This is a genomic window from Arthrobacter sp. SO5, assembly GCF_020532805.1.
Lineage (GTDB): Bacteria > Actinomycetota > Actinomycetes > Actinomycetales > Micrococcaceae > Arthrobacter.
The window spans coordinates 23,378-37,429 of record NZ_MQTQ01000078.1 but is presented as its reverse complement, the minus strand read 5'-3'; the positions used below and the strand labels follow the sequence as shown (position 1 = coordinate 37,429).

Annotated in this window: 12 protein-coding genes; 9 read left to right on the top strand and 3 right to left on the bottom strand. The window is 66.0% G+C overall.

Annotation, left to right across the window (positions count from 1 at the left end):
* Positions 1-284 precede the first annotated feature (284 nt).
* Positions 285-542 carry a metal-sensitive transcriptional regulator gene (locus tag BJG92_RS15095; protein ID WP_232084815.1) on the bottom strand — a complete coding sequence of 86 codons (258 nt, stop codon included), beginning with the start codon at positions 540-542 and terminating at the stop codon, positions 285-287.
* A 175-nt stretch (positions 543-717) separates the two neighbouring features.
* Here BJG92_RS15095 and BJG92_RS15090 point away from each other — a divergent pair, with 175 nt between their 5' ends.
* From BJG92_RS15090 to BJG92_RS15070, 5 genes are all read left to right on the top strand, one after another.
* The gene (locus BJG92_RS15090) at positions 718-1,608 is read left to right on the top strand and encodes an SGNH/GDSL hydrolase family protein (protein ID WP_374199808.1); all 891 of its coding nucleotides are present in this window, start codon (positions 718-720) and stop codon (positions 1,606-1,608) included.
* 95 nt (positions 1,609-1,703) lie between these two features.
* Positions 1,704-1,913 (top strand): dodecin, encoded by a 210-nt coding sequence (locus BJG92_RS15085; RefSeq protein ID WP_232084814.1) that lies wholly within the window; start codon positions 1,704-1,706, stop codon positions 1,911-1,913.
* Between the two features lie 19 nt (positions 1,914-1,932).
* Positions 1,933-2,904, top strand: a complete 972-nt coding sequence (locus BJG92_RS15080) for an aldo/keto reductase (RefSeq protein WP_232084813.1) — start codon at positions 1,933-1,935, stop codon at positions 2,902-2,904.
* A 315-nt stretch (positions 2,905-3,219) separates the two neighbouring features.
* Complete coding sequence (locus tag BJG92_RS15075; RefSeq protein ID WP_232084812.1) at positions 3,220-3,483, top strand: GlsB/YeaQ/YmgE family stress response membrane protein; 264 nt, start codon at positions 3,220-3,222, stop codon at positions 3,481-3,483.
* 113 nt (positions 3,484-3,596) lie between these two features.
* Complete coding sequence (locus BJG92_RS15070; protein ID WP_232084811.1) at positions 3,597-4,013, top strand: hypothetical protein; 417 nt, start codon at positions 3,597-3,599, stop codon at positions 4,011-4,013.
* Here BJG92_RS15070 and BJG92_RS15065 read toward each other — a convergent pair whose 3' ends face one another.
* A complete protein-coding gene (locus BJG92_RS15065; protein WP_232084810.1) occupies positions 4,014-4,871 on the bottom strand; it encodes a putative protein N(5)-glutamine methyltransferase in 858 nt (285 codons plus the stop codon).
* 259 nt (positions 4,872-5,130) lie between these two features.
* On the opposite strand from BJG92_RS15065, the gene BJG92_RS15060 reads away from it, so the two are divergent.
* A complete protein-coding gene (locus BJG92_RS15060; RefSeq protein WP_232084809.1) occupies positions 5,131-6,297 on the top strand; it encodes a GGDEF domain-containing protein in 1,167 nt (388 codons plus the stop codon).
* A 96-nt stretch (positions 6,298-6,393) separates the two neighbouring features.
* Here the strand turns inward: BJG92_RS15060 and BJG92_RS15055 are convergent, their stop codons facing one another.
* The gene (locus tag BJG92_RS15055) at positions 6,394-6,894 is read right to left on the bottom strand and encodes a MarR family winged helix-turn-helix transcriptional regulator (RefSeq protein WP_232084808.1); all 501 of its coding nucleotides are present in this window, start codon (positions 6,892-6,894) and stop codon (positions 6,394-6,396) included.
* Positions 6,895-7,270: 376 nt separating this feature from the next.
* On the opposite strand from BJG92_RS15055, the gene BJG92_RS15050 reads away from it, so the two are divergent.
* Genes BJG92_RS15050 through BJG92_RS15040 form a run of 3 tightly spaced genes read left to right on the top strand, consistent with a single transcriptional unit; the run spans position 7,271 to position 14,032 of the window.
* Positions 7,271-10,441, top strand: coding sequence for an efflux RND transporter permease subunit (locus tag BJG92_RS15050; protein ID WP_232084807.1), 3,171 nt, complete (start codon positions 7,271-7,273; stop codon positions 10,439-10,441).
* Positions 10,438-10,893 (top strand): hypothetical protein, encoded by a 456-nt coding sequence (locus BJG92_RS15045; protein WP_232084806.1) that lies wholly within the window; start codon positions 10,438-10,440, stop codon positions 10,891-10,893. The genes BJG92_RS15050 and BJG92_RS15045 overlap by 4 nt, the downstream gene beginning before the upstream one ends.
* A 1-nt stretch (position 10,894) precedes the next feature.
* Complete coding sequence (locus BJG92_RS15040; RefSeq protein ID WP_232084805.1) at positions 10,895-14,032, top strand: efflux RND transporter permease subunit; 3,138 nt, start codon at positions 10,895-10,897, stop codon at positions 14,030-14,032.
* Positions 14,033-14,052: the final 20 nt, after the last annotated feature.

The window sequence follows — 14,052 nt, the reverse complement described above, 5'->3', positions numbered from 1 at the left end:
TGCGGTCATGCTGATCTCTACTTTCGGTAGACCCTCATTTTAAGAGGGCCCACTGTCCGAAATCTCCGCGGCAGCCCATCCACCGCCAGGTCGCGTTCCGGCTTAGGCGCCGGACCGCCGTCTCCCCGCTGCTCAGGAACCATAACGCCCCCTATGAGTAAGCTGCGGACGGGCCGGCCTGAGTTGGTGAGGTCCAACGCTTCCGCGCTGCCGGCCCTGTCCTTGCCATCATTGTCGGCCTTGCATGGGCCAACATCCAGTGCCGCCGGCCCGGGCGCCCGTTCTCAGGCGAGCGAGAGGAAGAGCTTCTCCAGTTCGGCACGGTCGAGGCTGGGGTCATCCTGCTGCATACACTGCTGCAGGCCCGTGGCAATGATCGAGAATCCGGCCTTGTCCAGGGCACTGGACACGGCAGCGAGCTGCGTCACCACGCTCTTGCAGTCCCTGCCCTCTTCGATCATCCGGGTGACGGCGGCTAGTTGGCCCTGGGCCCGGCGAAGCCGGTTGATGACGGGCTTCATGTCTGTGGGATCGAGTTCCATAGGTACCTCCGGAGGTCAACAAGATTGCCAAATCGTATACCCCCCAGCGTATACCGCGTCCGCCAAAGGGTATGCAGGCCTCTTAGGAGCCGGACCTTAGGAAATCCTTGGGAAACTGCGCACTAGGGGCCCATGGACCTAGCGCCTGGATGCCGATCGGCGTCATGCTGGGGAGGTGAACGCCGCCAGTTTCTTCGATCCTGGCGCCGGCCGAACCGGCGCCGGCCGAACCGGCGCCCCGGGCACCGCCGCGGGGACCCGGAGCGCAGGAACGTCAGGGCCAATTCAGTGGAGCCGCTACGTGGCCCTGGGAGATTCCTTCACCGCCGGCATCGGCGACCCCGAACCACGCAGTCCCGGCGGGGTCAGGGGCTGGGCGGACCGCATTGCCGAAGAGCTCAGCGAGGGACAGCCGGACTTCGCCTACGCCAACCTCGCCGTCAGCGGACTCGTGATGCGCCAGATCCTGGACCAGCAACTGGGACCCGCCATCGAGCTCAAGCCCGATCTGGTAACCCTCTCCGCCGGCGGAAACGATCTGGTCTTCCACCGGAGCGATCCTGACCGACTCGCGGTCATCCTCGACACCGCGGTCGGCATGCTCAGTGCCACCGGAGCCACGGTCGTGCTGTTCACCGGCCCGGACTGGGGCGACACACCGGTGTTTGGCCGTATCCGCGGCAAAGTGGCCGTCTTCAACGAGAACATCCGCACCATCGCCGCGCGCCACAACGGCCTGATCGCCGATTTATGGACCCTGCGGCAACTGACGGACCCGCAGATGTGGGCTCCGGACCGTCTGCACTTCTCGCCCATGGGACACCACACCATCGCGGCGATGGTTCTGGAGACGCTCAACGTCGACCACACCCTGCTTCCCCTGCAGCCCAAGCCACCGCTTTCGGGCAGCTGGCGCGAGAGCAAGGCCGGGGACCTGGCCTGGTTCACGAATTATCTGGTGCCATGGATGGTGAGCCGGGTCAGGCCGCGGGAGGACGGCGTGCCGCGCACAGCCAAGCGGCCCCAGCCGGGACCCGTGCTCGGCACCTTGTCGTCGGCACCCTAACGGCTCCCGGCGGACCCTAGTCCAACCGCAATCTGTCGGCTAATCTGCAGGGACGGCCCGCAGCCGGGCATCAATGACGATCACCAGGAGCGATGATGTCCAATCACACGTACAGCATTTCTGAAATTGTCGGAACCTCGAAAGACGGCATTGACGCGGCCATCCGCAACGGCATCGCCGAGGCGGCCAAGACCCTCCGGAACCTCGACTGGTTTGAGGTTAAGGAGGTCCGCGGCCATCTTGAAAACGGGGAAGTCGCCGACTGGCAGGTGACCATCAAGCTCGGGTTCCGCCTCGAGCGCTGACGGCGCCAGGACCACCGGCATGCAGTACACCCAACTGGGCCGCTCCGGCCTGAAAGTCTCCCGCCTCTGCCTGGGCACGATGAACTTCGGCCCGCAGACCGACGAGGCGGCCGCCCACTCGATCATGGATTCGGCCCTCGAGTCCGGCATCAACTTCTTCGACACAGCCAACGTCTACGGCGGAACCGGCCACCGGGGCTGGACGGAAGAAATCCTCGGCCGATGGTTCGCCACTGGCGGCGGACGCCGGGAACGCACGGTGCTCGCCACCAAGTTGTACGGCACCATGACCGACCGGCCCAACGAGTCCAGACTCTCTGCTTTAAACATCCGGCGAGCCCTCGACGCGAGCCTCAAACGGCTGCAGACGGATTACATCGATCTTTACCAATTCCACCATGTGGACCGCAACACGCCGTGGGAGGAGATCTGGCAGGCAATCGACGTCGCCGTCCAGCAGGGCAAGATCCTGTACTCGGGCAGCAGCAACTTCGCCGGCTGGCACATCGCACGGGCCCAGGAGGCAGCTGCCCGCCGCCATACGAACGGTCTGGTCAGCGAACAATCCATCTACAACCTGCTGACGCGAAATGTGGAGCTCGAGGTCCTTCCGGCCGCGCAGGAGTACGGGCTGGGCATTCTGCCCTGGTCCCCGCTGCACGGCGGCCTCCTGGGCGGGGTGCTGAAGAAGGAGCACGACGGCGGCCGCCGCGCCGAGGGCCGCGCGCTTGAGACCCTCAAGACCCACGAGCACCAGATCCGGCAGTACGAGGTCTTTGCCGGCGAACTTGGCCACGAACCAGGGGACGTCGCCCTGGCCTGGCTGCTGCACCAGCCGGCCGTGACCGCGCCGATCGTGGGGCCGCGCACCCAGGCGCAGCTTGATGCCGCCCTCCGCGCACTCGACGTGACGCTGGCCGGCGATGCGCTCAAGCGCCTCGACGACATCTTCCCGGGCCACCGGACCGCGCCGGAAGACTACGCCTGGTGAGCGTCACCCTGAACGGCCCCGGGAGCACGGCAGCTAGATCGGTCCAAGCCGATGTCCGGAATGTCTTCAGCGAGTGTCCGGTCGCGTGCGCACAACGCGAACAGCCCGCGAACAGTATTTGAATTCCCGCCACCAATTGCTGCCGGAAAACCCCGGAAAGACGCGGTCGAAAGGCCTGCCAGAAGGCCCTGGCGCGTAAACTTGAAGCAGCCGGAGTGGCACTTCAATACTAAGCATGATTAGTATAAGTCCAGAAGGATGAAGCGCACCCGGCAACCCGGGTGTCTCCTCAATGAAAGAAGAAGGAACAACAAAATGGGTTTTCTCGGATTTCTGCTTCTGGGTCTTATCGCCGGAGCCATTGCTAAGGCAATCCTCCCGGGCCGTCAGGGTGGTGGCATCATCATCACGCTGATCCTCGGCGTTGTTGGCGCCCTGCTGGGCGGCTTCATCGGCAGCGCGCTGTTCGGTGTGGGTCTCAACGAGTTCTTCTCGCTGTCGACCTGGCTGCTCGCCATCGGCGGTGCGGTCATCGTCCTGCTGGTTTACGGCATGATCAGCAAGCGCTCCGTCCGCTAAAGCTGGCGCGAGACCGGAAACCGGCCCTGGGATTTATCCCAGGGCCGGTTTTTTGGCTCACCACCTTTTTGCGTTGCATCGACGCAACGCACCATCAATGAGCAGGAGTACGCATGAAAGCCAAACTACTTTTCGGCGCCGGCATGGCCGCCGGCTACGTCCTCGGGTCGCGGTCCGGCCGGGCAGCCTATGAAAAACTCAAGTCCCGCGCGGCGGCCCTCTGGGAAAGCAAACCGGTCCAGGACCAGGTGGCGGCGGCAACTGAGGCGGTCAAGGACAAGGCCCCCGAGGTGTCCGGCCAGCTCACCGAGGCCGCTCGCCGCGCCGGAACCATCATCGGTTCCGCCGTCCGCCGCGACAACCCGGATGAGGGAAAAGCCGACAACGGCAAAGCGCGCGCCACACCCGTAGCCGCCGACGTCGCGTCCGACCCGGCACTGAGTGACGAAACCGGCCAGGACTGGTCCGGTGAAGGCGGGGCAACGCCCGCCGGAGCCGCCACCAACGTCGATCCGGACAAAGTCGCCTAGTTACGCCGGGCTGCCTGCGGCGGCTCTTCCGGCCGCCGCTGCTCCCGGGACGGCTGTTCCGATGACCACCGTGGCGTCCAGCTCTTCAGAGCGGGCCACCCGAGCGGTGAGTCCATTGACGGTGAACAGCCCGACGGTCTGCGCCGCCTGCTGCCGGCTCGTCTCCATCAGCACGTGGCCGCCCGGTGCCAGCCATTGCGGCGCCGCGGCGGCCACCCGCCGCTGGACATCCAGCCCGTCGGCACCTCCGTCGAGCGAAACCCGCGGCTCGTGCAGGCGGGCTTCCTGCGGCATGTTCCGGATCCCGGCCGAGGGCACATAGGGCGCGTTCACGGCCAGCACATCGATCCGCCCGCGCAGCCGCTCCGGCAACGCCTCGTACAGGTCCCCCTCATGGACCGCCCCGCCGAGGGGCAGGACATTCCGGCGAGCACAGGTGACTGCGGCCTTGTCCACGTCGGAGGCATGCAGTTCCAGACGACCGGCGAGGGCGGCGATGGCCACACCCACTGCACCGGATCCGCAGCACAGGTCGACGACGACGGCAGCTTTGCGGCCGGCGTCGTCCGCTTGGCCGGACGGCTGCACGAGCAGTGCTGCTTGGCGGACGAGGAACTCTGTGCGCCGGCGGGGCACGAAGACGCCGGGATCCAGCGCGATCCGCAGTCCGCAAAACGCCGCCCAGCCCAGGATGTGCTCGAGGGGGAGTCCGGAAACGCGTCGCTCCACGAGGACGTCCAATTCCTCCTGCGTCCCGGCGGCTTCGGCCAAGAGCCCGCACTCCTCTTCGGCGAAGACGCAGCCTGCAGCGCGGAGCCTGGAAATGACCGCCGCCCGGGATGCCGGAAGAGTCTGCATGTGATCCCACCTCTTTCCGCCGCCGGCCTGGAGGTCCCCATGCTACCGAACCGGCAGGACGGCACCCTGGCCTTCGAATCCGTAGCGCCAGCCTGATGGCGGACACGGCCGGCGGGATCAAGCATGCGCGCGGCGGCTGTGTCGCTGCCGAAACGGCAACGGAGTTCTGGGAGACTGGATCCGGCCGGGCCTGATCCGGCGGGGAACTACGCCGCAGATCCGCTGGAGGACACCTCCGGCAGCTTGGAATTTTTCACACATGGTGCTTCTCGACCGGTCAACGCTCATGGTGGTCTTCGCCGCGATCACTCTGACCATGCTGGTGCTCTTCTACTTCGATACCTACCGGACCAGCCGGGCATCATTCGCCGGCTGGTGGTGCGTGGCCGTCGGTTCCTTCTTCTTCGGCGCTGTTTTGTACATTCTGGGGGAAGTCGCGGTCGTGCCCTGGGCACCCAGCGTGGGTAACGGCGTGATGGTGCTCGGTTCCGGCTGCGTCTGGGCGGGGGCCCGCTCCCTGGCCGGCCGCCGGGTGCGGAGGGGGCTTCTGGCTCTCCCCGCGGGCGCCGCCGTCGTGGCGGCCTTCGCCGCCCGCTCGTGGGGGGACGCCGGGATCGGCAGCATCGTCCTGCTGGCCTTCATGGGTTCGGCGATTTCGCTGGCCTCGGCGGAATTGTGGCGTGAACGCGGCCGGTCCTGGCATCTGGTCCGTTCGCTTGCAGTAGCCACTGCGGTGTGCGGCGTCTACTACCTCAGCCGGATGGCCGGCCTGGCAGTCCTCGGGCCGGACGACCCGCTGTTCCAGCTCCTGTTCGGCACCGGGATTACTTTGCTCATGGCGATGATCCTGCTGGTGGTGGTGTCCTCCAGCATCACGGCGTTGAACAACACCCGCCGCACCGAGGATCTTCAGGAGCTCGCATCCCGCGACACCCTGACGGGGCTGCTCAACCGCGGCGAGTTCATGCGGCGGGCGCAGCAGCGGCTCAGGGCCAACCTCGACGCCGGCATCTGCTCAGCCGTCGTCATGGCGGACCTGGACCGCTTCAAGGCCATCAATGACCGCTTCGGTCACGACGCCGGGGACCGCGTCATCCGTGCGTTCAGCGACGCCTGCCGCACCACCATTCGGACCGCGGACCTGGTGGGCCGGTACGGCGGTGAGGAATTCGCCATGCTTCTTACCGGCGTCGATGCCGACGAAGGCGTCCGGATCGCTGACCGGATCAACGCCGCCCTGGCCGAACACAGTTCGCTGCCGTACGGCATCCCGGCGCCCACGGCCAGCTTCGGCGTCGTCGATACGCAAATGACAAATGTTGGCCTGCAGCGCCTCATCCGCGAGGCCGACAGCGCGCTCTACGAGGCGAAAGCTGCGGGACGCAACCGGGCCATGGTGGGCGGGGCAGAGAAATTTCTGACATAAACAGCAGAACGACTTATTGGTAGCCGGGCTAACGAGTTATCCGCGGAAATCCGCTGGGTAGGGAGGCGGCGGCGCCCGCGGAGGAACAACCAGCCGTCAGGGCTGCAGCGGCTCCGCCAGGGCCCCGGCCATCCCGCGGAGGAAGGTGATAACGGTGTGCGCCTCCTCCGCGCTCAGCGACTCCACAACCGCCATCATCCGGTGGTGCATTCCGCCGAAGGCAGTACGGACCTCAGCATCCGATGCCACGGTCGGGACGATCACGAGGGAGCGCCTGTCGGTGGGGTGGGGCTCCCGGCGCGCGTTTCCGCTGGCCACGAGGCGGTCGATCAGGGAAGTGGTGGAGGCACTGGTGATGCTCAGGACCTGGCTCAGGTCCTTGGGGCCCACCTGTTCCCCGTCGGCCTGGGCCCGCAGGAGGTAGCGGAGGGCCAGGAGATCCGTCTCCCCCATCCCCATGGAATCGCTCGCGGACCGGCGGGTGGCGAGTTCCGCGATCCGGAACGCGCGCAGTGCGCCCAGGACGGCCCCGGACGGGTCGAGCCGCTCATCGGGCCCGTACCAGTAACCGGCCCCGGCGTGCCTGTGCGAGGTCATAGAGCGATCCTAACCCAACTGATAACTAGGCGAACTTGCGGATTTTTGCGCGTATCTAGCTTCTCCGGAATGACCCCAATATTAGCCCCTCCGGCGGGCCATTGACTCGGTACTACGCGAAGATCATTATTGCCCTTGACGGCTTGGGGGCCGCTATGGCATAGAGGAGCACTGCCGTGGACAGCAACACAATTTCAGGGGCTTTTTGCGGGCATTTTCCGGACGCTAAATCCGATGTAGGCCCCAGCCGAACTACTTTTCCCCCAGCTTCCACGTCCGTGAGAAAAGCCGGCGTCCCTGGTTCCCAACGGCACCGACGCCAGCACAACTGCGGCTTTCTCCCGGCAGGAAGTCCGGAATCCGCGGGGTACCGGCCATGATGGCCGCGGCCCTGCGCCTGGTTCTCCAGTTCCGGCTGCTGGTGCTGGCCGTGGCCGCGGGAATCCTAGCCTTTGGACTCACCAGCCTGCCCAACATGGCAGTGGACGCCTTCCCTGAATTCGCGCCGCCCCAGGTGGAGATTCAGACCGAAGCCCTGGGCCTGTCGGCAGCGGAAGTCGAACAGCTGATCACCTCACCGATGGAGGCCGACCTGCTCAACGGCGTGGCCTGGGTCGAGGCAATCCGCTCCAAGTCGGTGCCGGGCCTGTCCTCGATCCAGATGGTCTTCAAGCCTGGAACGGACCTGTTCCGCGCGCGCCAGTTGGTCTCAGAACGGCTGACCCAGGCACGCGCGCTGCCGAACGTTTCCGCAGCCCCCGTCCTCATGCAGCCGCTCTCCTCGACCAGCCGCGTCATGATGATCCGGCTGACCTCCACCGATATGTCGGCCATTGACATGTCAGTGCTGGCCCGCTGGACCATGAAACCCGGGCTGCTCTCCGTGCCCGGCGTCGCCAACGTTGCCATCTGGGGCCAGCGCGACCAACAGCTGCAGGTCATGGTTGATCCGGGCCAGCTGGCAGCCAAAGGCGTGACGCTGGATGAGGTCATCAAGACCACCGGCAACTCCGTCTGGGTATCACCCCTGAGCTACCTCGAGGCCTCCACCCCGGGAACCGGCGGCTTCTTCGAGACGGGGCACCAGCGGATCGGCGTCCAGCACGTGCTGCCGATCGCAACCCCCGAGGACCTGGGCCAGATTCCCATCGAGGGGCCTAACGGAAACCTCCTCCTGAAGGACGTTGCCACGGTGCAGACGGACCACCAGCCGCTGATTGGCGATGCCCTGCTCAGCAAGGAAGCCGAGCTGCTTCTGGTCATCGAGAAGTTTCCCGAGACGAACACGATGGATGTGACCAAGGGCGTCGACGAGGCACTCCGCTCCCTCCAGCCCGGTTTGCCGGGGGTCAAGATCGACACCGCCGTTTACCGGCAGGCGTCCTTCATCCAGGAGGAAGTCGGCACGCTCGGCATCGCGCTGCTGATCACCCTGGTGCTGATTGTGACCATGTTCGGTGCGTTTTTCCGCTCGTGGCGCACGGCACTCATCAGCCTCATCACTATTCCGGTGTCGCTCGGCGCCGCAGCGCTGCTTCTCTACGTGCGCGGAGCCGGAATGAACACCATGGTCCTGGCCGGTATGGTCCTGGCCCTGGCCGTCATCGTGGGAGATGTCGCCGAAGACCTCAACAGCCTCTCCCGGTCCAGCCGGACCGCCGCCGCGCCCGACGGCAACACCCCGCGGGACAAGCAATGGAGGGAGGCCCTGATTCCGGAGGCCATGCGCTCAGCCCGTACGCCGATGCTCTACTCGCTGATGATCATGGCGCTGGCCATCCTGCCGGCGTTCTTCGTGGCGGGCGAGAACGGGGCGTTGTTCGGGCCCCTCGTGGAGACCTACCTGCTGACCCTGGTTGCCGCCATGATCGTGGCACTGACAGTCACGACGGCGCTGGCATACTACCTGCCGGTGGGCTCCGCCCCGCCCCGGAAACGCCGCGCGCTGAATCGGGTTGAGCGCCGTTACGGCAGCCTCGTGTCCCGCGTGACGGCCAAGACCCGCTGGGTCTTCGCCGCCGCCGCGGTCGTGGCGCTGGCCGGCCTGGCCCTGGCACCCCAGCTGGCCGGCAGCCATCCCGTGGTCCCCGTCCTGGCGGACAAGACCCTCGTAGTGCACTGGAGCGCGATGGCCGGCACTTCGGACAAGGAAATGAGCCGGATCACCGAAGCCGCCGCCCTTGAGCTTCGCGCCCTCCAGGGTGTCGCCAACGTTGGCGGACACGTTGGTCGCGCGATCACCTCGGACCAGGTCGGCGACGTCAGTTCGGGTGAGCTGTGGATCACCGTGGCCCCGGACGCGCCCTACGCTGACACCGCAGCCGCCATCCAGCAGGTGGTCGCCGGGTATCCCGGCCTGACCAGCAAAGTGTCCACCTACCCGCAGGAGCGCATCGACCAGATCCGCGAGGCAGGAGACAGCGGGTTCGGGGTCCGGGTCTATGGTCTCGACACGGCCATCCTCCGGCAGAAGGCAGCGGAGGTGCAACAGATCCTGGAGCACACGGCCGGCGTCGTGAATCCGCATGTTGACGCCCCCGTGGAACAGCCGATTGCAGAGGTCAAGGTGGACCTCGCCGCGGCGCAAAAGGCCGGCATCGTTCCCGGCGACGTCCGACGCGCGGCCGCGGCACTCCTGCAGGGCATCGAAGTTGGCAACCTCTACGAGCAGCAGAAGGTCTTCTCGGTCATCGTCAAGGGAGCGGCGTCAACCCGGAACAGCCTCGACAGCGTCCGCGACCTGATCATCGACACTCCCAGCGGAGGGCACGCCCGCCTCGGCGACGTCGCACAGGTCGCGATGGTTGGAAACGAAGCCGTCATCCTGCACGATGACACCTCACGGCGCATCGACGTGAAAGCAGACATTCAAGGCCGCTCCGTCAGCGACGTGCAGCAGGACATCAACAAGAGTCTCCAGCAGATGCAGTTCCCGCTCGCCTACCACGCCGAGGTCCTGACCCAGTATGCGCAGCAGCAGGGCAACTACCAGTGGCTGTGGATCCTGGCCGCGATCTCAGTTGCCGGCATCATGGTGTTGCTGCAGACGGCGGCCGGTGGCTGGAAGCTTGCCGGCATGATCTTCCTCGGCCTGATCCTGTCACTGTCCGGCGGGGTCCTGGCCGCCCAGGCCGCAGGCTCCGTCAATTCGCTGGTTTCGCTGGTCGCCTTCGCAGCCATCCTGGGCATCGCCGCCCGAGGCGCCCTCCTGCTGCTGGGACTCGTGCGTGGCCTCCGGGCCGAGGACAGCACGGCCTCGTGGCCCGATCTGGTGTTCCGCGGCGCGCGGCAACGGATGGGACCCACCCTGATGACCGCCGTGATGACCGCGGTGATCCTGCTGCCGCTGGTCTTCCTCGGCGGCGTGATCGGCACGGAGATCATCCTGCCGCTCGCCGTGATCATCTGGGGCGGGCTGCTAACCACGACCCTCTTCATGCTGTTCGTTATGCCCGCCGTGCTGCTTCGGTTCCAGCCGAAGGAAGCATTGACCCCCCGGACCGACAACGGCCCCCTCGCACGGCCCGAAAGTCAGGATGCGTCATGAACACGATAGCTTCGCCACTGGGCCGCAAGTTCGCCGCCCTGATCACTGCCGCCTTCCTGGCACTGAGTGCCGCAGGCTGCGCCACGATCGAGGAGCCGGCACCGGCCAACGGCGATCCCGCCGTCCTCGCGGAGGTTCCGGGAACGGATCTCCACCGCATCACCCTGACGGAGCACGCCGTCGAGCGGGTGGACCTCAAAACCGAGGTGACCTCCGTGGATCCGCAGACCCAGAAGCTGAGCGTCTCCTACTGGGCCATCCTCTACGACAGCGCGGGCCAGACCTGGGTCTACACGAACCCCGAGCCCCGGGTCTACGTCCGCCAGGCCATCACCGTCGAGCGGATCAACGGCAGCGTCGCGCTTCTGAGTGACGGCCCGGCAGCCGGCACTGCTGTGGTCACCACGGGGGCCGAGGAACTGTACGGCGCCGAATTCGATACGGCGCACTGACATGCGCTGGCTCATAGGCATCAGCCTGAGGTTCAGAACCATCGTCGTCGCCCTCGCGTGCGCGGTCATGGTGCTCGGTTCACTGCAGCTTGGCGCCGCGTCCGTGGACGTCTTCCCCGAATTCGCGCCTCCCCGCGTGGAAATCCAAACCGCCTGCCTGGGTCTGACCGCCGAGGAAGTCGAACAGCTGGTCAGCGTCCCGATCGAGGCGGCGGTGGGCGGGATGCCGGGCCTGGACGAGCTGCGGTCGAAGTCCGTGCCGCAGCTGTCCTCGATCGTGCTGATATTCCATCCGGGCACCGAACTGCTCAACGCCCGCCAACTCGTGTCGGAGCGGATGGCGGCCGTGACTGCTGCGCTGCCCACGTGGGCGGCCCCGCCGATGATGCTGCAGCCGCTGTCCGCGACGAGCCGGGTCATGAAGATCGGAATGACCTCGCCGGACCGGTCCCTGATCGAGATGTCGATGCTGTCCTATTGGACAATCCGGGCACGGTTGCTCCGCGTCCCGGGCGTGGCCAACGTCGCAATCTGGGGCGAACGGCTCCAGATGCTGCAGGTCCAGGTGGAACCGGACAAGCTCAAGGCCCAGAACGTGTCGCTCAACCAGGTGATGGAGGTCACCGCGGGCGCCCTCGACGCCGGGCTGCTGAAGTACTCACCGGGAAGGTTTATCGGCACGGGTGGCTTCATCGACAGCCCGACCCAGAGAATGGGTGTCCGGCATGTCCAGCCGATCCAGACGCCGGCTGACCTGGCCCAGGTCACCATCCGCGAACAGAACGGCGTGGCGCTGCACCTGGGCGACGTCGCCAAGGTGGTCGAGGACCACCAGCCGCTCATTGGTGATGCCGTCATCAACAGCGGGCACGGGCTCATGCTGATCGTTGAGAAGCTGCCCTGGGGAAACACCCTGGATGTCACAAAGGGCGTTGAGGAAGCCCTGCACGAGCTCCAGCCGGGGATGAGCGGGATCAGCTTTGACACCACCATCTTCCGCCCGGCGAGCTTTGTCGAGGAGTCCATCTCCAACCTCAGCATCGCCCTGCTGCTGGGCTGCCTGCTCGTCGTCCTGATCCTCGGCGCCTTCCTGTTCCAATGGCGCACGGCCCTGATCAGCCTGATTGCCATTCCGCTCTCCCTGCTCACGGCAGCACTGGTCCTCTATTTCACGGCCAGTTCGATCAACACGATGGTCCTTGCGGGGTTGGTCATCGCCGTGGGAGTGGTGGTGGACGACGCGATCATCGACGTCGAAAACATCATGCGCCGGCTGCGGCAGCACCGCGCCCGGGGCAGCGACGAATCGGCGGCGTCGGTAGTCCTGAGGGCCTCGCTCGAGATGCGAAGCCCGATCGTGTACGCGACCCTGATCATTGTGGTGGCCGCCGTGCCGATCTTTTTCCTGGACGGGCTGACCGGCGTCTTCTTCCGGCCGCTGGCCATCACCTACACCCTTGCAGTCCTCGCCTCCATGCTGGTGGCCCTGACGGTGACGCCGGCCCTGGCACTCATCCTGCTGGGCAACGCAAAACTGGAGGAACGGGACCCGCCGCTGGTCCGGGTGCTCAAGCGCGGCTACCACGCCGTGCTGTCCCGGATCATGAACCGTCCCCGCTTCGGCTATGCCGGCTTCGCCGTCCTCGCTGCGGTGGGCCTGGCGATCACCCCCCTGATGGGCTCGTCACTTTTCCCCACGTTCAAGGAACGTGACTTCCTGATGCACTGGATCTCGCAGCCGGGAACCTCGGCGGCGGAGGAGTACCGGATCTCCCAGCGCGGATGTGAGGAGTTCCTCAAAGTGCCCGGCGTCCTGAACTGCGGCACACACATCGGCCAGGCGTTCGCCGCAGACGAGATCGTGGGCGTCAACGCAGGCGAACACTGGATCAGCATCGACCGCCATGCGGACTATGACCAGACGCTGGCCGCCGTCCAGGCAGTGGTGGAAGGCTACCCGGGTCTTCACCGCGACGTCCAGACCTATTTGAAGGAGCGGATCGAGGAGGTCCTCACAGGATCCAGCGAACCCATCGTGGTCCGTGTCTTCGGTGATGATCTCAACGTGTTGCGGGAACAGGCGCAAAGGGTCAAGACAATCGTCGACGACATCCAGGGCACAGATGACGCCCATGTGTCCCTCGAGGTCGAGGTGCCGCAGATTACCGTCACGGTTGATCTGGCCAACGCACAGAAGTTCGGGCTCAAACCCGGCGACGTGCGACGGGCAGCCGGGACGCTGGTGGCCGGGGAAGAGGTCGGAGACGTCTTCCGGGACGGGCGCGCCTATGACGTCCAAGTCTGGAGCACGCCGGCGACCCGCTCCAGCCTCACCAGCATCGAGGATCTGCCGATCGATACCCCCAGCGGGCAGCGGGTCAGGCTGGCCGACGTCGCGGCGGTCAAGCTGCAGGCGACGCCGAACCAGATCGACCGCACCAACGGGTCCCGCCGGGTTGATGTCGGATCGTTCCTGGACAAGGGCGCGGATCTGGGTGTCGTGGTCGGTCAATTGCAGACCAGGCTGGACGCCCTGGAGCTGCCGCCCGGCTACAGCGTCCAGCTGCTGGGCGAGTACACCGAGCGCGAGGCGGCGACGAACCGCCTCATGATCTTCGCGGTCGCTGCCCTGGCCCTGATCCTGCTGCTGCTGCAGACCTCGTTCCGAAGCTGGCGGCTGGCAGTGCTGTCGCTGTTGACGCTGCCGATCGCCCTGGTCGGCGGGGTCATTGCCGCCTACATTTCCGGCGGGGTCCTGTCCCTGGGGTCGGTGGTCGGGTTCCTCACGGTCATGGGGATCGCGGCCCGCAACGGCATCCTGCTTATCAACCACTGGCAGCACCTGGAAAAGAATGAGGGCCAGACGTTCGGCCGGGCCCTCGTCATGCGCGGCGCCGGGGAACGGCTCTCGCCGATCCTCATGACCACGCTGGCCACGGGACTGGCCCTGGTGCCACTGGTGGTCATGGGCACTGTGCCGGGCCATGAAATCGAACACCCCATGGCCGTCGTGATCCTGGGCGGCCTTCTCACCTCAACCCTGCTCAACCTGTTCATTGTTCCGTCGCTCTATCTCCGCTTCGCCAAATCGAAGAAGGAACGGGCCGCCGTCCTGGTGCCTGAACCCGCACCAGCCTGAGTGCTCCGGTTTCCGGAAAC